We start from the raw sequence: 18592 nt of genomic DNA, 5'->3' as shown, positions 1-18592 counted from the left end.
TTCGACATGACATCAATGCAAAAAGAACTGGAATCGCCGCTCAGCAGCCGAGTATTGACGTGTCCGGCACAGGGTCGATGGAGCAGCTTTCAATTGGTCGACGAGTTCGGTTCTGGTGAACCCTATGCCGGGTTAGCCTACGTTGTAACCGATTCGGAAGGGAAGATTTATGAGGGCGATCTGGATGCCACAGGTTCTGGCAAAGTCAGAGACCATTTCGCTGGCCCGATTGCGCTCGTATTGGATAAAAAATACCAAGGTGAGGAAATGGTGTACGTGCGTGCGATCGAACGACCGCATTACCCTCTCAAAATCACTGAACTCCAGGTCCGTGCCGAACAAACCCGCTACCTGAACCACAACTCCACTCGCATTAAACAAAACCCCGCACAAGCCTGCGCCGATGAATTCTTTCAGGTGGAAGTGCGCCATCTGGTCAAGCATGTTTCGCATCTGCCACCGCAGGTTTACAGCCATTACCCGCCCGGGTCGGGGCCGGCGAAAATCATGGGCAAGCATTATGAACGCGGGGTTGCCCTGATGCCGCTACAGCACACGGTGCTGGAGGTGCGCCCGATGCGGGCGTTGCGCCCCATGCTGTCAATCGATCCTGGGTTCTGCGCGTTGAACCTGTACCAACTGGCGCTGATGTCCACGTTGAGCTATTGCCCCTTTGGTCAGGAGCCGGGTAAACATCCCGTCGAAACAGAAACCGTAAGCTTCCGGGTGAAACCCACTGTCGGTAACTGGTTCGGGGATGCACTGGCCAAATTCGAAGAGCTTGGGAAAGTCGATGCAACGCAGACAAATGCGTATTACCCGCTTTTTGAAGATGTGCCGTATTCCAGGCGACTGGAGATCGTGCCTTTCGACCCGGGTCTCTATTCGGTAAACGATCCGCAACTGGGTGAAGATCAGGAGCACCCCGCCAAGGTCCACTTCTTTGACGACAGGATCTCAGGTAAGCAGTCCACCGATACTCAGGCCTTCATCACCCACCACGAAGGTGTGATCCTGATTTCGGTACGTGGCACCTTTGAAATCATCGCGGATGGCCTGCGTGACGCCGACGCCTTCCAAGTGCCGTTCGAAGACACCGACAGCAAGGTCCACCGTGGTTTCTACGAGGCTGCGCAGAAAGCCTACGATTTCGTCGCGAGATACCTCGACAGGTTCTATGCCGGCCAAAAACTACTAATCTGCGGCCACAGCCTCGGGGGTGCAGTGGCATTGCTGCTCGCGGAAATGCTTCGTCGAAGACCGGAAGGCTACAACATCCAGCTCTACACCTACGGCGCCCCCCGCGCCGGTGACGCGAATTTCACCCTCGGCGCAAAAGATCTGGAACATCACCGCATGGTCGCCCATAACGACCCCGTGCCGAGTGTGCCGGGCACCTGGATGAACACCAAAGCGGCTGTTTTCGGCACGGGCGCAGCGCTGACCTTCGTCAACGTACCCGTCGGCCTGTCGGTGTTTGTCGCCGGCATCACCAACTGGACCGGCGAACCCTACGACCATCACGGCACGCTGTACCACGCGATGCAGGTGCAGTTTGATCGCAAGGAAAAGTCCATGATCCTGTGGCGGCCCGGTTGCGACACCGTCGCGCAGCATGCCGCCTGCTCGGTGGCCATCCAGCAACAAAACGGCCTGCCGGATCGACCTTCGTTGCTGGCTCAACTGTTCAGTGCCGGCAGCCACTCGATGGTCGGCAGCTACATTCCGGCGTGCTGGGCAACGCTGAAACGCTGGCAGGAAGCGCACACGGAGAACCGCTCCATCGTGAGTGACGCGGAGTTCAAGTGGGTACAAACAGCACTGGTGAGCATCACCGCGCAGTTGCGGCAGAAGCGTGGGCAAACACGCCCCGATGCTTACGTTCGCAATGATGAAAAAATCAACGTAGCGCTAAACCTCGAGATCGACCGGATACAGGTGACAGTCGAGCGGCTGCAAAAATTGCAGCGCGAGCGCACCACCGAACAAAAAGTCTACGGATCGCTTTCGACTCAACCTGAACAGTTATCTGCAAGCCTGTCGCGCTGGCTTGCCCATGCGGAAAACAGAGTCGTCGAGCAGTTGGCCATGGCGCCGGTCAGCAGAAGTGACGACCGACTGTTGACGTCGATCTACGGCCATACTGTGGGCTCACCCCATACGCTGGATATCGATTCGTACATCTGAAGGCTGCGCGATTTAACCGCGAGGCTTACATGAGCGCAGAGTCGATAGGGATATTCGGGGATTCTGGTTCAGATCGTGTGTTGCCTGGGCGGACGCCTTCGCAAGCAAGCCCGCTCCCACAGGGGGAACGCATTCCAATGTGGGAGCGGGCTTGCTCGCGAAGAGGCCCGCCTGTTCACCCCAAGATTCAGGCCGGGGACATTTCCTGCGCCAACCCCAGAAACGCCGCCGGCAACCGCGCGCCCTTGCGCTCCTTGAGGCAATAAAGGTACTCGGGAATCTGCGGCGCATTCTCGATGGTCAGCACGCGCAACTGCGGATCATGCGGCACTTCCTGCCGCGCAATGATGCTGATGCCGATATTGCGCAGCACCGCCTCGCGGATCGACTCACGGCTGCCGATCTCCAGCAACGGCCCGAAACTCACCCCGGCAGTCGCCAGTAACTCTTCGGTCAACCTGCGCGTGGTCGAGCCCGACTCGCGCATCAACAACGTATGCCCGGCCAGCGCGCTCAACGCCACATGCTCCTGCGCCGCCAGCGGATGATTGCGATGCACCGCCAGCACCAGTGGATCAGAGCCCAGCACGCGACGAATCAACCGCGCATCATCGAGCAATTGCGAGGATGCGGCGATGTCCACCCGGTAATCCTCCAGCGCTTCGAGCACCTGCTGCGAGTTGCCGATTTCCACCGACACTTCAACGTGCGGCAAGCGTTCGCGGAAGGTCTTCACCAGATCGAGGATGTAATACGGCGCCGTCGCGGCGATGCGCAACGTGCCTTGCACCTGGCCGCTGTTACGCAGGAAAAACTCGATATCGGCTTCCTGCTGCAACAGCATTTTGACCATCGGCAACAACCGTGCACCTTCGTCACTGACACTCAGGCGTCGACCGCCGCGATAAAACAGTTCCACCGAATACTGGCTTTCCAGATGGCGGATCTGCGTGGTCACGGTCGGTTGGCTGAGGCCGAGTTTTTTCGCCGCCAGCGTGATGCTGCCCAGGCGGGCGACCATGTAAAACGCTTTCAGCTCGGCACTCAGCACAACCTTTCCTCATCTATTTGCGCAGCAGGCGCAAACCATTGAACACCACCAACAGGCTCACGCCCATGTCGGCGAACACCGCCATCCACATGGTGGCGAGCCCGGCGAAGGTTACCCCAAGAAAGATAGCCTTGATCACCAGGGCCAGCGCGATGTTCTGTTTCAGGATGCTCGCGGTATTGCGCGACAGGCTGATGAACGCGGGGATCTTGCGTAGATCATCGTCCATCAAGGCGACATCAGCGGTTTCGATTGCCGTATCGGTGCCGGCAGCGGCCATGGCAAAACCGATCTCGGCACGGGCCAGTGCCGGGGCATCGTTGATGCCGTCACCGACCATGCCGACTCGCCGACCTTGTGCATAGAGGTCTTCGATGGCTTGCAGCTTGTCAGTCGGCAGCAAGTCGCCACGGGCCTCGTCGATGCCGACCTGCGCCGCAATCGCCTGCGCGGTGTGAACGTTGTCACCGGTGAGCATCAGGGTTTTCACGCCCAGTGCATGCAACTGGCGGATCGCTTCACGGCTGCTGTCCTTGACGGTGTCGGCCACGGCGAACAACGCCAACGGGCCAGAGCTGTCGAGCAGCAGCACCACGGATTTGCCCTGCTTCTCCAGCGCGAAGAGTTTCTCTTCCAGCGCGGGCGAGCACAGGCCGAGCTCTTCAACGAGACGATGGTTGCCTAAATGGTAGGTCTGGCCGTTGATTTGACCTTTGACGCCACGCCCGCCCAGTGCTTCGAAATTATCCACAACAAGCGCTGCGAAGTTTTTATCCACAGCGGCGTTGGCGATGGCCAGCGACACCGGGTGATCGGAACGACCGGCCAATGCAGCAGCAATTGCCGGTGCCGTAGCATCGGCCGTCGGGTCGAGGGACAGGTAATCGGTCTGCACCGGTTTGCCGTGGGTGATCGTGCCGGTTTTATCCAGCGCCAGATAATCGAGCTTGAACCCCCCTTCCAGGTACACACCGCCCTTGACCAGAATGCCTTTGCGCGCCGCTGCGGCGAGGCCGCTGACGATGGTCACCGGGGTGGAAATCACCAGTGCACATGGGCACGCGACCACCAGCAACACCAGCGCGCGGTAGATCCAGTCGAACCACACAGCGCCCATGAACAGCGGCGGAATGATCGCCACGGCCAAGGCAAACACGAACACCACGGGCGTGTAGATTTTCGAGAATTGATCGACGAAGCGCTGGGTCGGTGCGCGCGCGCCTTGAGCCTGTTCCACGGCGTGGATGATCCGCGCCAGGGTCGAATGGTTCGCTGCGGCGGTGACCGCGTATTCCAGCGAACCGGCCTGGTTGATGGTGCCGGCGAAGACTTTGTCGCCGACGGCTTTTTCCACCGGCAGGCTTTCCCCGGTGATCGGCGCCTGATCGATGGTCGAACTGCCGCTGAGCACTTCGCCGTCCAGCGCAATGCGCTCGCCAGGTTTCACCCGCACGCGGGCACCGGGTTCGACGTTTTTCACCTCCTGCTCAATCCACGTGCCGTCAGCCTGCAATACCGTCGCCTGCTCGGGCGTCATCTGCATCAGTCCACTGATTGCATTGCGTGCACGGTCCAGCGAGCGCGCCTCGATCAGTTCGGCGACGGTGAACAAAAACATCACCATCGCCGCTTCCGGCCATTGGCCAATGAGGATGGCACCGGTCACGGCGATGCTCATCAGCGCATTGATGTTGAGGTTGCGGTTCTTCAGGGCGATCCAGCCCTTTTTGTACGTGGTCAGGCCACCGCTGAGGATCGACACCAGCGCGATGATCGCCACCACCCAGGTGGGTGCGGCGCTGGTGAAGTGGACAACTTCGGCGGCCAGTGCGCCGACACCGGACAGCGCCAGCAGCCACCCGTGTTTTTTCACCGGCGCCGGGGCCGGCGCTTCAACGCCCGCCTCCAGTGGCTCGGCGTGCATGCCGAGGGATTTGATCGCCTCGGTGATGGGCTCGGTACCCGGCAGATTGTGGGTCACACCGAGCACGCGGTTGATCAGGTTGAATTCCAGTTGCTGTACGCCGGCGAGCTTGCCGAGCTTGTTCTGGATCAGCGTCTGCTCGGTCGGGCAGTCCATCGCCTCGATGCGGAAACTGCTCAGCCGCGCGTCGGCGCTGGTCTTTTTGCTCAATTGCACCAGCGCAGGCGCAGCCGCTTTCGACGAGCAGCAGGAATCGCCGCCATGTGAATGCTTATGCACAGGCTGCAGTTTATGACTGTGATCGTGCCCGTCGCCGGGCTTGTGGGTGTGCTGGGAATCGCTCATTGGTCACGTCCATGAAGGTGCCTGTTGCCAAGTAAAGACCCTGTAGCCACTATAGGGTCAAGCACCCTTTTGGAGATTGCCGTCATGAAGATCGGAGAACTGGCCAGGCTGACCGATTGCGCCGTGGAAACCATCCGCTATTACGAGCGTGAAAAATTACTGCCGGAACCGGCCCGCAGCGACGGCAACTACCGCGTCTACACCCAGGCCCACGCCGAGCGCCTGACCTTCATCCGCAACTGCCGCACCCTCGACATGACCCTCGAAGAGATCCGCAGCCTGCTCGCCTTGCGCGACAGCCCGCAGGATCAGTGCGAAAGCGTCAATGCGTTGATCGACGAGCACATCAACCATGTGAAGGCGCGGATCGATGGGTTGTTGGCGTTGCAGACACAACTGCTCGACCTGCGACAACGCTGTGGCGAAGGGCCGCTGGCTGATCAATGCGGGATTTTGCAGCGGCTGGAAGTAAGTGGCGGGGTTGTAGCGACGGAGGTGGAACACTCCCACGTAGGCCGCAGCCACGGCCACTAAGGCTTACGCAGAACCCAATGTGGGAGCGGGCTCGCTCGCGAAGGCGGTATATCTTTCGACATCGTCGTCAACGGATACACCGCCTTCGCGAGCAAGCCCGCTCCCACAGGGATGATTGCGTAGTGGCTCAGACCGCCATCGGCGCAGTCATTGGCGCGTGGTGCTCGTAGCCTTCCAGTGAGAAGTCGCTCGGTTCGACCAGCTCCAGCCACTCCGGCTGATACACGCCCGTCTTGGCAAACTCCGGCACACGATCCGAAATTTTCAGCTTGGGCATGGCGAACGGTTCGCGCTTGAGCTGTTCGTTGAGCATGTCCAGGTGGTTTTCGTAGACGTGTGCATCACCGATGAAATAGGTGAACCAGCGCGGCGTGTAACCGGTCAGGCGACCGATCAGGCTCAGCAGTGCGGCGCCTTCGGTGAGGTTGAACGGCGTGCCCAGACCCAGATCGTTGGAGCGAATGTAGAGGGTCAGAGAAATCTCTTTGGTCTCGACATTCGGGTGGAACTGGTACAGCAGGTGGCACGGTGGCAGGGCCATTTCATCCAGCTGGGCGACGTTCCAGCCGTGGAACAGAATACGGCGGCTGCCCGGATCGTTGATGATCGTGTCGACGCACTGGCGCACCTGATCGATGGCTTTGTACAGCACCACATAAGCCTGGCCGTCTTCTTCGCCCTGAGCGATCTGCTTGTAGCCGTTGCTCAAGGTTTGTTCGATGGCGGCGGTGTTGCTCAGCGGGATCTGTTTGTACGCCGGCCATTTGCGCCATTGCACGCCGTAGATTTCGCCGAGGTCGTCGTCGCCCTGACGGAACGGGTTGGCCAGCCACTGCGCGTTTTCGTTGGCGTTCTGATCCCAGACCTTGCAGCCCAGCGCACGGAATTCAGCGGCGTTGTTCACGCCACGGAGAAATCCGCACATCTCGCCGATGGCCGACTTGAAGGCCATTTTGCGCGTGGTGATCGCCGGGAAACCTTCCTGCAGATCAAAACGCAGCATCGCACCCGGGAAGCTGATGGTGTTGATGCCGGTGCGGTTGGCCTGCTTGGTGCCGTTTTTGATGACGTGCGAGACCAGTTCGAGATATTGCTTCATGAATTACCTGTGTCCTTTGAGCCCCGGCGTCGCGCGCCGGGGTTCGTAGTTTAAGCCGTCGGTGCGAGCGGTGCTGCCGGTGCGCGACGATAGGCCAGCCAGATCAGGAACAGCCCGCCGACGATCATCGGCACGCACAGCACCTGACCCATGGTCAGCCAGTTCCACGCCAGATAACCCAGCTGCGCGTCCGGTACGCGGACGAACTCGACGATGAAACGGAAGATGCCGTAAAACAGCGCGAACATGCCCGATACCGCCATGGTCGGACGCGGCTTGCGCGAGAAAATCCACAGGATCAGGAACAGCGCCACGCCTTCAAGGGCGAACTGATACAGCTGCGACGGGTGACGCGGCAGTTGCGCAGGATCGCTGAACGGCGGGAAGACCATGGCCCACGGCACGTCGGTGGCTTTACCCCACAACTCGGCGTTGATGAAGTTACCGATGCGCCCGGCGCCCAGGCCAATCGGCACCATCGGCGCAACGAAGTCCATCAGCTGGAAGAACGACTTGCCGTTACGCTTGCCGAACCACAACGCGGCCAGCATCACGCCGATGAAGCCGCCGTGGAACGACATGCCGCCCTTCCACACTTCGAAAATCAGCGTCGGGTTGGCCAGATAAGCGCTCAGATCGTAGAACAGCACGTAACCCAGACGCCCGCCGACAATCACGCCCATCGACATCCAGAAGACCATGTCGGAGAGCTTCTCCTTGGTCCAGGTCGGGTCGAAACGGTTGAGCCGGCGCGACGCCAGCAGCCACGCGCCGCCAATGCCGATCAGGTACATCAGACCGTACCAGTGGATTTTCAGCGGACCGATGGCCAGGGCCACCGGGTCGATCTGCGGGTAAGGCAGCATTGCGACTCCTCGTTAGAGTTGAAACCAAAATTCCCGGGCGACGCTGCCACCTCAGGATTAAGCCAGGATTGCGGCGCGGTCAGAGCAGAAAGCTCAAACCCACGCAGAACAGCAAAGCGGCGAACAGCCGTTTCAGCAAGCGCGGCGACAACCTATGCGCCAATCGCGCGCCGATGCGGGCGAAGACCATGCTGGTCAGGGCGATGCCCAGCAACGCCGGCAAATACACAAAACCGAGACTATGCGGCGGCAGCAACGGATCGTGCCAGCCCAGAATCATGAAACTTGATGCACTGGCCACGGCAATCGGCAGACCGCAGGCCGATGACGTCGCCACGGCTTGCTGCATCGGCACGCTGCGCCACGTCAGGAACGGCACGGTCAGCGAGCCGCCACCAATGCCGAAAATCGCCGACGCCCAGCCAATCACACTACCGGCCACGGTCAGACCGAGTTTGCCCGGCACCGTTCGGCTGGCCTTGGGTTTGACCTCAAGCGCCAACTGCACGGCGATCACCAGGGCGAACACACCGATGATTTTTTGCAGGTTGGGCCCGGAGATCGCTTCGGCGGTCAACGCACCGAAACCGGCGCCGAGCAAGATGCCGACAGTCATCCACATGAAAATCGGCCAGCGCACCGCGCCGCGACGGTGATGCTCACGCACGGCATTCACCGAGGTGAAGATGATCGTCGCCAGCGACGTGCCGACCGCCAGATGCGTGAGAATCGACTGATCAAAGCCCTGCAAAGTGAAACTGAACACCAGCACCGGGACAATAATGATCCCGCCGCCGACGCCGAACAGACCGGCCAGCACGCCCGCACAGGCGCCCAGCGCCAGATAGAGCAGAAATTCCATGTCCGCGTCCTCGAATAGGAGCGGCATGTTAACGGATGCATGGCCTTGGGCGGAACTGCCGATGGATGCACGGACGCAGGATGCGTAGAGTGGGCAAAAAACACACAAGGACCACCTTATGTGCCTGATCGTTTTCGCCTGGCGCCCGGGCCATGCTCAGCCACTGGTCGTCGCGGCCAACCGCGACGAATTCTACGCGCGCCCCAGCCTGCCGTTGGGGCAATGGCCGCAGTCGCCGCATGTCCATGCCGGACGTGATCTTGAGGCCGGCGGTACCTGGCTGGGGATCGGTGCCCACGGACGTTTTGCTGCGCTGACCAATATTCGCGACCCCCAACAACCGCCGGCGCGCAAGTCACGGGGTGAGTTGGTGGCGCGGTTTCTGACCGCTGACGCGTCGATTGATGATTATTTGAGCGATGTGGTCGGACGTGCGCCGGAATATGCCGGGTTCAACCTGCTGCTGGGCAACAGCCATGAGCTGTGGCACTTCAATGCGCGAACGTGCGAGCCGGTCATGCTGGAGCCGGGGGTTTATGGACTGTCGAATGCCGGACTGGATACGCCGTGGCCGAAGTTGCTCAAGGCCAAGGCAGCCTTGAGCACGGTGCTGGATGATCCGCAGCCTGAGCGGTTGCTGGAGCTGCTGGGCGATGCGCAGACCGCGCCGTTTGCCGAGTTGCCGGATACCGGGGTGGGTCTGGCGACGGAGTCATTGTTGTCGAGTGTGTTTATCGCCAGCCAGAGTTACGGGACGCGGGCGAGTACGGCGTTGATTGTGCAGGCGGACGGGACGCGGCGGATGGTGGAGCGCAGTTTCGGGCCGTATGGCGGCCATTTGGGCGAGGTTGAGATAACAGCTTGAGAGCTTACCCTCACCCCCGCCCTCTCCCGGAGGGAGAGGGCGCCGACCGAGGTGTCAGAGAGCCTTGTTGACCGCCGGCGGATTCATCTTCGACAAGCCAAGGTTCTTCAGCGCCAATTGCAGCGAGCTGTGGATCACTTGCGGGTTATCGATGGTCATCAACTCCGCCAGCAACTCCTTGGCCTTGCTCAGATTGACCTGACGCAGCATCCACTTCACCTTCGGCAAGTTGGTGGCGTTCATCGACAGACTGTCGAAACCCATCGCCATCAACAGCACTGCCGCCGCTGGATCACCGGCCATTTCGCCGCAGATGCTCACCGGTTTCCCTTCGGCATGGGCGTCGCGCACCACGGTTTGCAGGGCTTGCAGCACCGCCGGGTGCAGGTAGTCGTAGAGGTCGGCCACGCGCGGGTTGTTACGGTCGACCGCCAGCAGGTATTGGGTCAGGTCGTTGGAGCCGACCGACAGGAAGTCCACCTGCCGCGCGAGCTCCTTGGTCTGGTACACCGCTGCTGGAATCTCGATCATCACGCCAATTGGCGGCATCGGCACGTCGGTGCCTTCGTCGCGCACTTCGCCCCAGGCGCGGTGGATCAGGTGCAGGGCTTCTTCGAGTTCGTGAGTGCCGGAGATCATCGGCAACAGAATCCGCAGATTGTTCAGGCCTTCGCTGGCCTTGAGCATCGCGCGGGTCTGCACCAGGAAGATTTCCGGGTGATCGAGGGTGACGCGAATGCCGCGCCAGCCGAGGAACGGGTTGTCTTCCTTGATCGGGAAGTACGACAGCGACTTGTCACCGCCGATGTCGAGACTGCGCATGGTCACCGGTTGCGGGTGGAACGCGGCGAGCTGCTCGCGGTAGATCGCCAGTTGTTCCTTCTCGCTCGGGAAGCGCTGGTTGATCATGAACGGCACTTCGGTGCGGTACAGGCCGACGCCTTCGGCGCCACGCTTCTGTGCCCGCGCCACATCCGCCAGCAGACCGGTGTTGACCCACAGCGGCATGCGGTGACCGTCGAGGGTCACGCACGGCAGGTCGCGCAGGGTGTCCAGGCCCAGCGCCAGTTGTTTCTCTTCTTCGACGACTTCGGTGAACTGCTTGCGCAGCACTTCGCTCGGGTTGGTGTAGACCTCGCCACGTGTACCGTCGACGATCATCTCGATGCCGTCGACCTTGGCATACGGCAGGTCGACCAGACCCATTACCGTCGGAATGCCCATGGCCCGGGCAAGGATCGCGACGTGGGAGTTACCCGAACCAAGCACCGAGACCAGACCGACCAGCGTGCCCTCCGGCACCTCGCCGAGCATCGCCGGCGTCAGTTCTTCGCTGACCAGAATGGTTTTTTCCGGGTAGACCAGGTTCTGCTGGCGCTCTTCCTGTAAATAGGCGAGCAAGCGGCGACCGAGGTCTTTGACGTCCGACGCACGCTCACGCAGGTAGGCGTCGTCCATCAGTTCGAAACGGTTGACGTGTTCGGTGACCACCTGACGCAGCGCGCCCTGGGCCCACTGGCCGGTCTTGATCACGGTGGTGATTTCGCTGCCCAGCGAGGCATCGTCGAGCATCATCAGGTAGACGTCGAACAGTGCACGCTCTTCCGGGCGCAGCTGGGTCGCGAGCTTGGCGGACAAGGCGCGCATGTCGGCGCGCACGCCTTCGATGGCGGTCTTGAACAACGCCAGTTCAGCGTCGATGTCGGTGATGGTCTTGTCCGGCACCACGTCGAGATCGGCCGGCGGCAGCATGACGACCGCAGTGCCGACCGCGGCGCCCGGCGAACCCGGTACGCCGACAAATTTGGCTTCCTGAATCCCTTTGCCCTGACGGCCCAGACCCCGGATCGAACCGGTGGCCTCGGCGTGGGCGATGACGCCGGCGAGTTGCGCGCTCATGGTCACGAGGAAGGCTTCTTCACCTTCATCGAACTGGCGGCGTTCTTTCTGCTGGATGACCAACACGCCGACGACGCGACGGTGATGAATGATCGGGGCGCCGAGGAACGAAGCGTAACGTTCTTCACCGGTTTCGGCGAAGTAGCGGTAGCGCGGGTGAACCGAAGCGTTTTCGAGGTTCAGGGGTTCTTCACGCGTACCGACCAGACCGACCAGACCTTCGTTGGGCGCCATGCTGACCTTGCCGATCGAGCGCTTGTTCAAGCCCTCGGTGGCCATCAGCACGAAGCGGTTGGTCTCGGGATCAAGCAGGTAGACCGAGCAGACCTGGCTGCCCATGGCCTCTTTGACGCGCAACACAATAATCCCCAACGCCGCCTTGAGATCCTTGGCGGAGTTAACTTCCTGGACGATCTTGCGCAGCGTATTGAGCATGGCTCGGGGTCGAACTCCGTCGTCAGTCGCGCGCTAAAAGGCGCGGGGCAAGCTCTTTGAGGGCGCGGCGATACACCTCGCGCTTGAATGTCACCACCTGGCCCAACGGATACCAATAGCTGACCCAGCGCCAGCCATCGAACTCCGGTTTACCGGTCAAATCCATCCGCACCCGCTGCTCGTTGGAGATCAGGCGCAGGAGAAACCATTTCTGTTTCTGGCCGATGCACAGCGGTTGGCTGTGGGTACGCACCAGACGTTGCGGCAAACGATAGCGCAACCAGCCCCGAGTACAGGCCAGTATTTCTACATCTTCACGTTCCAGGCCAACTTCTTCGTTCAGCTCGCGGTACAAGGCGTCTTCCGGCGTCTCTTCAGGGTTGATTCCCCCTTGTGGAAACTGCCAGGCATCTTGATTGATACGGCGAGCCCATAGCACCTGGCCGGCGTCATTCGTCAGAATGATCCCGACATTGGGGCGGAAACCATCGGGGTCGATCACGGCAACAACCTCGCAAACGCATGTCGCCGCATTGTTCCACAAAGCTTGATAAGGCGGCAACGAAGGTTCCTACCTTATGTGCACTCTTGTGAAAAGACCGTATTCTTGTCGCCTTTTTACAGACTTATCAGCGGGTAACTGCAATGCGCCTGGCACTCTTCGATTTGGACAACACCCTTCTGGGCGGCGACAGCGATCACGCCTGGGGTGACTATCTGTGTGAACGCGGCTTCCTCGATCCGATTGCGTACAAAGCGCGCAACGACGAGTTCTATCAGGATTACCTGGCCGGCAAACTGGATAACGCCGCGTACCTGAACTTCTGCCTGGAGATCCTCGGCCGCACCGAAATGGCCGTGCTTGAGCAATGGCACAACGATTACATGCGCGACTGCATCGAACCGATCGTGCTGCCGAAAGCGCTGGAGCTGTTGAAACAACACCGCGATGCCGGCGACACACTGGTGATCATTACCGCGACCAACCGCTTCGTGACCGCGCCGATTGCTGTGCGCCTGGGCGTTGAAACCCTGATCGCCACTGAGTGCGAAATGGTTGATGGCCGTTACAGCGGGCGCAGCACCGACATTCCGTGCTTCCGTGAAGGCAAGGTAACGCGCCTGAATCGTTGGCTGGAAGAGACCGGGTATTCGCTGGACGACAGCTATTTCTACAGTGATTCGATGAATGATTTGCCGTTGCTGGAGCAGGTGGCAAACCCGGTGGCGGTTGATCCTGATCCGAATCTGCGTGCCGAGGCCGAGAAGCGTGGCTGGCCGGTCATTTCGTTGCGCGGCTGATTACGTCTTCGCGAGCAAGCCCGCTCGCACATTGGATCTGTGTCGTTCACAAATCCCCTGTGGGAGCGAGCCTGCTCGCGAATGGGGCAACGCGGTGTGAAGCCTTAAACAGGCTTGGCACCCATCAACCCGGCAATCGCCACAAAGCAGAGAAAGCTGAACAAAGCCAAGGCAACGCTGAACTTGCCCACCCCGCCCGGCGCCTTGCGCAACCGATTCAAACGCACCAGCAACCAGAACCACGCCAGCGCCGCCACGGTGTACAGCACGCTGGAGGCCAGCAACCAGGTCTGCCCCAGCGGCCAGCCGACCAGATGCACCATCCCCCAGCCAGTAAACGGCATGCTCACCAACGCCAGGCCCATCAGCAGCCAGACAAACACCCGTGGCCGCTGCAACGTGCGGCTGCCCGCCGTCGCGTCACCTCTGCGTTTTGCCAGAAAAACCCAAATGCCCAGCCCCAGTGCGCCGGCCAACAACACCACGGTGGCAACCATGTGCGCCGCTTTCAGGGCAGATAACGTTTCCATTGTCAGATTTCCTTATTGCCTGCCCCTCAGCGTAGCCGCTCAGCCAAGAAACAGCTGATAGGCCGGGTTCTCGCTTTCGTCCCAGTACGGGTAGCCGATTTCCTCAAGCGCTGTCGGCACCAGATGACGCTCATCGTGTGGCACTTGCAGGCCGGCGACCACGCGGCCGTCAGCTGCACCGTGGTTGCGGTAATGGAACATCGAGATATTCCAGCGCCCACCGAGCTTGTTAAGGAAGTTGAACAGCGCCCCCGGACGTTCCGGAAACTCGAAGCGGAACACCATCTCATCAATCACATGCGCCGCGTGACCGCCGACCATATGACGGATGTGCAGCTTGGCCAACTCGTTGTCGGTCAGGTCGATAACCGGGAAACCCTGCTCGGTCAGGCTCGCCAGCAGTGCGCTGCGCGGGTCGTTTTCCGGGTGGGTCTGCACACCGACGAAGATGTGCGCTTCGCTGCCAGTGTTGTAGCGGTAATTGAATTCGGTGATCTGGCGCTTGCCCACGGCTTCGCAGAACGCTTTGAAGCTGCCGGCCTTCTCGGGAATGGTAACGGCGATGATCGCTTCGCGGCCCTCGCCCAGTTCGGCGCGCTCGGCGACGTGGCGCAGACGGTCGAAGTTGACGTTGGCACCAGAGTCGATGGCAACCAGGGTCTGACCGCTGACACCGCGCTGCTCGACATATTTCTTGATCCCGGCCACGCCCAGCGCGCCGGCAGGTTCGGTGATCGAGCGGGTATCGTCGTAGATGTCCTTGATAGCTGCACAGATCTCGTCGGTGCTGACGGTGATCACTTCATCGACGTAATCTTTGCAGATATCGAAAGTGTGCTGACCGATCTGCGCCACCGCGACGCCGTCGGCGAAGATCCCCACAGTCGGCAGCACCACGCGCTCACCGGCGGCCATCGCCGCTTGCAGGCAGTTGGAGTCGTCCGGCTCGACGCCGATGACCTTGATGTCCGGGCGCAGGTATTTCACGTAGGCAGCGATACCGGCGATCAGCCCACCGCCGCCGACCGGTACGAAAATCGCGTCCAGCGGCTGCGGGTGCTGGCGCAGAATCTCCATCGCCACGGTGCCCTGGCCGGCAATGGTGTGCGGATCGTCATACGGGTGGATATAGACGTAGCCTTTTTCATCGACCAGTTTCAGCGAGTAGGCCAGTGCTTCCGGGAACGAATCACCGTGCAGCACCACTTTACCGCCGCGCGAACGCACGCCTTCGACCTTGATCTCGGGAGTGGTCTTGGGCATGACGATGGTGGCTTTGACGCCCAGCACTTTCGCCGCCAGAGCCAGCCCCTGCGCATGGTTGCCCGCCGACGCCGTGACCACGCCAAGGGCGCGCTCTTCATCGCTCAGTTGCGTCAGCTTGTTGTAGGCGCCGCGAATCTTGAACGAGAACACGGGCTGCAAGTCTTCACGCTTGAGCCAGATGTCATTGCCCAGCCGCTCGGAGAGCTGGCGAGCGTTCTGCAGCGGGGTTTCTACGGCAACGTCATAAACGCGCGAGGTGAGGATCTTTTTGACGTACTGTTCGAGCATCGGAAAGCATCACTGAGCGGTTGAGCGGGACCGGGGAGTCTAACCCGGCTTTTGCCCGCACGACCACACGAATCCAGAGGTTTTAGCCGCGCTTGCGGCTATAATGCCGGCCTTTCCGTTCTCTCCTTGCCCGCTTCCGGAGCCCGCATGAACCAGGATCAACTCAAACAGGCAGTGGCTCAGGCCGCCGTCGACTTCATCCTTCCGAAACTCGACGACAAAAGCATCGTCGGAGTCGGCACCGGCTCCACCGCCAATTGCTTCATCGACGCTCTGGCCCAGCACAAGGGCGCATTCGATGGCGCGGTCGCCAGCTCCGAAGCCACCGCCGCGCGCCTGAAGGGCCACGGGATTCCGGTGTATGAGCTGAACACTGTCAGCGACCTGGAGTTCTACGTCGACGGCGCCGACGAAAGCGATGCGCACCTGAACCTGATCAAGGGCGGTGGCGCGGCCCTGACCCGCGAGAAGATCGTTGCGGCCGTCGCCAAGACCTTCATCTGCATCGCCGACGCCAGCAAGCTGGTGCCGGTGCTGGGCGAGTTTCCGCTGCCGGTCGAAGTGATCCCGATGGCCCGCAGCCACGTCGCGCGTCAACTGGTGAAACTGGGCGGCGACCCGGTTTACCGCGAAGGCGTGCTGACCGACAACGGCAACATCATTCTGGATGTGTTCAACCTGCAGATCACCAACCCGGTGGAGCTGGAAGCGCAGATCAATGCGATTGTCGGCGTGGTCACCAATGGCTTGTTCGCGGCGCGTCCGGCGGATCTGTTGCTGCTCGGCACCAGCGAAGGCGTGAAAACCCTCAAGGCCGAGTAAATCCAGTCTGCCCCACATTGCAGTGGGCAGATGGAACTCAAAATGCGGGAGCGGGCTTGCTCGCGAATGCGATGGATCAGTCAGAGTAAATCTCGACTGACCTGACGCTTTCGCGAGCAAGCCCGCTCCCACATTGGTGTTCGGTTGCCCTTCAGTTCGGCGCAGGTTTCTTGAAGACGTAAAACAGGTTCGGCTCACTCACCAGATACAACACGCCATCGTCATCCATCGCAATCCCTTCCGCCTGTGGCACGGTTTTCTTCAGACCCTGGCGGCCACCACTGATGGACATCGTGCTCAACGGGCGCCCGCCCACATCCAGCTCCAGAATCAGCCGCGACTCATCCGAGAGCGCTAGCAAATGCCCGCTGCGCTCGTCGTATTGCAAACTCGACAGATCACGCACGAACATCCCGGCATCGCGCTTGGGGTTGTTGATGACGTGCACCGCGTAGGACTTCTCCGGATTGAAGTGCGGAAAGCCATGCACTTCGTAGATCAGCATCGGATCGCGCTCTTTCGCAACAAACAGACGCTTGCCCACCGAGTCGTAAGCCAGACCTTCAAACCCCTTGTTGCCGGCCATATGAACGCCAAGGGTCATCTGCTCGGCGTCGGCAGCGTCGAGGAATGCCGTGTCGGCTTCCAGATGAATCTTGATCAGCCGCTGCTGGCGCTCGTCGGTGATCACGTAGGTGTCGGCACTGATGAACTCGACCGCTTCAGGATCGCCGAAGCCGATCAGGGCGATGCGTCGCAGGATCTTGCCCTCCAGCGATAACTCGACCAGTTCGGCATTCTTGTTGGTTACGGTGAACAGGCTTTTGCGCACCGGATCGAAGGTCAGCGCCGAAACATCATCGTCCAGCCCTTCGATGACCCGCGCTTCTATGTCCACCCGATATTGATCCAGAGCAATGGATTCAGTGCTCTGCGGCTGCCATAGCGTATGCAGGTTGAACCACGCACGCTCGAACAGGCGCAGGTACTGGCCGATCGCAATCAACGCAATAAGGGCAATCACCGACAGAAGGATAAACAGAGGCTTGGGACGGGCAAGTCGACGCATTCGGGAGGGCTCGGAGTCAAAACAGGCGGATGAAATATCACGCCCGTCTGAACTGAAGCTTAATGGCCACTTGCCTGTCAGGACAACCGCACAAATCTGCAATTGTCTTAGGGAAAGTTACTTATGCTTTTCGAAGCGATAGAACAGGTTCGGCTCGCTGACCATGTACATGGTGCCCGCGTCGTCCATGGTGACGCCTTCAGCGCGAGGAATGGTTTTCTTCAGGCCGTTGAATCCGCCAAGCAGGGTCATGAAGCTGACCTGTTCGCCCCTCTCGTCCAGTTCCAGCAGCAGATGCGAATCGGCGGACAGCACCAATGTATGCCCGGTACGCGGATCAATGGCCAGGGCTGAAAGATTACGAATATCCAGCTCATTGCTGTCCAGCTTCTGCTTGTCGCCCTTCAGCGTCTGGCTGCCGTCGCTTTGCCAGGTGAACAGTGCCGGCGGTCGCTCCTCACCCAGCAGCAGTTGCTGGTTGCGCGAATCCCAGGTGATGGCTTCAAACGCCTTGTTCTGATCCTTCGACGGGCCGAGGTCGTATTTCGGGAAATCGGCGATGTTCAGCTCGCGGGTGTCGGCGTCGACCTTGACGATCGACAACAGGTGCTCGCGCTCATCGACGATGGCCATCAGGCCGTTTTCCAGAACGGTCAAGCCTTCCGGATTGCTCCAGCCCTTGAGCGGCATCTTGCGCAGAACATCGCCTTGCAGGCTCAGTTCGACCAGGAACGGATTTTTGCCCATCACCGAAAACAGCGTTTTGGTCTGCGAGTTATAGGCCAGGTCGGAGGCTTCGTCCTTTTCCATCCCTGGCAGCAGCTTCGCGTCGATCACCACGCGATAGTCCGGGAGCCAGACGCTTTCTTTCTGCTCCGCCGGGCTCTCGAAACGCTCCAGCACCCAGAGCACGCCACGATCATCCCAATGCATGGCGAACGCCAGACCATAGGCGGCGGCAATGGCCAGCAACAGCCATGAATACCAACGCAGGGCGAAACGGGAACGACGGGCGGGTTTGAGCTGAGTTTGAGAGGACATCAAGGGACGCTTTCCGAAAATTCAGGCTATGGGTAATAGCATAAAGAGGCCGGCTCAGACGCCAGAATTACGGAAATTATCCAGACAGAATGTGAAAAAAACGGCAAATGGCGGGATTGCCGTATGTTGCCACCCGTCATGAGAGCGCCGCAAACCAATGTGGGAGCGGGCTTCGCTCGCGAAAGCGGTGTGTCAGACACATCTGAA

At 60.3% G+C, this 18592-nt stretch carries 16 protein-coding genes; 5 read left to right on the top strand and 11 right to left on the bottom strand.

The features are described from left to right. Positions 1–6 precede the first annotated feature (6 nt). Complete coding sequence (locus tag AACY19_RS12370) at positions 7–2187, top strand: lipase family protein (protein ID WP_339450496.1); 2181 nt, start codon at positions 7–9, stop codon at positions 2185–2187. A gap of 187 nt (positions 2188–2374) precedes the next feature. Here AACY19_RS12370 and AACY19_RS12365 read toward each other — a convergent pair whose 3' ends face one another. Together AACY19_RS12365 and AACY19_RS12360 are read right to left on the bottom strand one after the other, a co-directional pair. Then, positions 2375–3238, bottom strand: a complete 864-nt coding sequence (locus AACY19_RS12365; protein WP_339450495.1) for a LysR family transcriptional regulator — start codon at positions 3236–3238, stop codon at positions 2375–2377. A 13-nt stretch (positions 3239–3251) separates the two neighbouring features. Beyond that, positions 3252–5507: a heavy metal translocating P-type ATPase gene (locus AACY19_RS12360; protein WP_339450494.1), complete on the bottom strand. Its 2256-nt coding sequence runs from the start codon at positions 5505–5507 to the stop codon at positions 3252–3254. Between the two features lie 84 nt (positions 5508–5591). Here AACY19_RS12360 and cadR point away from each other — a divergent pair, with 84 nt between their 5' ends. Then, complete coding sequence (cadR, locus tag AACY19_RS12355) at positions 5592–6041, top strand: Cd(II)/Pb(II)-responsive transcriptional regulator (RefSeq protein WP_339450493.1); 450 nt, start codon at positions 5592–5594, stop codon at positions 6039–6041. A gap of 127 nt (positions 6042–6168) precedes the next feature. On the opposite strand, the gene AACY19_RS12350 is transcribed toward cadR, so the two are convergent. The 3 genes from AACY19_RS12350 to AACY19_RS12340 all read right to left on the bottom strand — a co-directional run bounded on the left by AACY19_RS12350 (position 6169) and on the right by AACY19_RS12340 (position 8868). Beyond that, positions 6169–7140 carry a thymidylate synthase gene (locus tag AACY19_RS12350; RefSeq protein ID WP_316917280.1) on the bottom strand — a complete coding sequence of 324 codons (972 nt, stop codon included), beginning with the start codon at positions 7138–7140 and terminating at the stop codon, positions 6169–6171. A gap of 50 nt (positions 7141–7190) precedes the next feature. Further along, the gene (lgt, locus tag AACY19_RS12345) at positions 7191–8006 is read right to left on the bottom strand and encodes a prolipoprotein diacylglyceryl transferase (protein ID WP_007913003.1); all 816 of its coding nucleotides are present in this window, start codon (positions 8004–8006) and stop codon (positions 7191–7193) included. 79 nt (positions 8007–8085) lie between these two features. Further along, entirely contained in the window at positions 8086–8868 is a 783-nt protein-coding gene (locus AACY19_RS12340) for a sulfite exporter TauE/SafE family protein (protein WP_339450492.1), read from the bottom strand. A 118-nt stretch (positions 8869–8986) separates the two neighbouring features. Between AACY19_RS12340 and AACY19_RS12335 the strand changes: the two genes are divergently transcribed. Continuing rightward, positions 8987–9733: an NRDE family protein gene (locus AACY19_RS12335; RefSeq protein ID WP_339450491.1), complete on the top strand. Its 747-nt coding sequence runs from the start codon at positions 8987–8989 to the stop codon at positions 9731–9733. Between the two features lie 54 nt (positions 9734–9787). On the opposite strand, the gene ptsP is transcribed toward AACY19_RS12335, so the two are convergent. Both ptsP and AACY19_RS12325 read right to left on the bottom strand, forming a co-directional pair. Beyond that, the gene (ptsP, locus tag AACY19_RS12330; RefSeq protein ID WP_339450490.1) at positions 9788–12067 is read right to left on the bottom strand and encodes a phosphoenolpyruvate--protein phosphotransferase; all 2280 of its coding nucleotides are present in this window, start codon (positions 12065–12067) and stop codon (positions 9788–9790) included. 22 nt (positions 12068–12089) lie between these two features. Continuing rightward, positions 12090–12569 (bottom strand): RNA pyrophosphohydrolase, encoded by a 480-nt coding sequence (locus AACY19_RS12325; RefSeq protein ID WP_003229203.1) that lies wholly within the window; start codon positions 12567–12569, stop codon positions 12090–12092. 143 nt (positions 12570–12712) lie between these two features. Here AACY19_RS12325 and AACY19_RS12320 point away from each other — a divergent pair, with 143 nt between their 5' ends. Next, a complete protein-coding gene (locus tag AACY19_RS12320) occupies positions 12713–13369 on the top strand; it encodes an HAD family hydrolase (RefSeq protein WP_339450489.1) in 657 nt (218 codons plus the stop codon). A gap of 104 nt (positions 13370–13473) precedes the next feature. Here AACY19_RS12320 and AACY19_RS12315 read toward each other — a convergent pair whose 3' ends face one another. Both AACY19_RS12315 and ilvA read right to left on the bottom strand, forming a co-directional pair. Further along, entirely contained in the window at positions 13474–13899 is a 426-nt protein-coding gene (locus AACY19_RS12315; protein WP_339450488.1) for a DUF2269 domain-containing protein, read from the bottom strand. 39 nt (positions 13900–13938) lie between these two features. Then, complete coding sequence (ilvA, locus tag AACY19_RS12310; protein ID WP_339450487.1) at positions 13939–15453, bottom strand: threonine ammonia-lyase, biosynthetic; 1515 nt, start codon at positions 15451–15453, stop codon at positions 13939–13941. A 147-nt stretch (positions 15454–15600) separates the two neighbouring features. Between ilvA and rpiA the strand changes: the two genes are divergently transcribed. Next, positions 15601–16275 carry a ribose-5-phosphate isomerase RpiA gene (rpiA, locus tag AACY19_RS12305; protein WP_339450486.1) on the top strand — a complete coding sequence of 225 codons (675 nt, stop codon included), beginning with the start codon at positions 15601–15603 and terminating at the stop codon, positions 16273–16275. A gap of 151 nt (positions 16276–16426) precedes the next feature. Here rpiA and AACY19_RS12300 read toward each other — a convergent pair whose 3' ends face one another. Continuing rightward, positions 16427–17344 (bottom strand): SdiA-regulated domain-containing protein, encoded by a 918-nt coding sequence (locus AACY19_RS12300; protein ID WP_339450485.1) that lies wholly within the window; start codon positions 17342–17344, stop codon positions 16427–16429. Positions 17345–17461: 117 nt separating this feature from the next. After that, positions 17462–18385 (bottom strand): SdiA-regulated domain-containing protein, encoded by a 924-nt coding sequence (locus AACY19_RS12295; RefSeq protein ID WP_339450484.1) that lies wholly within the window; start codon positions 18383–18385, stop codon positions 17462–17464. Positions 18386–18592 lie beyond the last annotated feature (207 nt).

Origin of the sequence: Pseudomonas sp. EA_5y_Pfl2_R50 (genome assembly GCF_963970475.1) — a bacterium.
Taxonomy (GTDB): Bacteria; Pseudomonadota; Gammaproteobacteria; order Pseudomonadales; family Pseudomonadaceae; genus Aquipseudomonas.
This window is presented reverse-complemented; position numbering and strand designations above follow the sequence as displayed.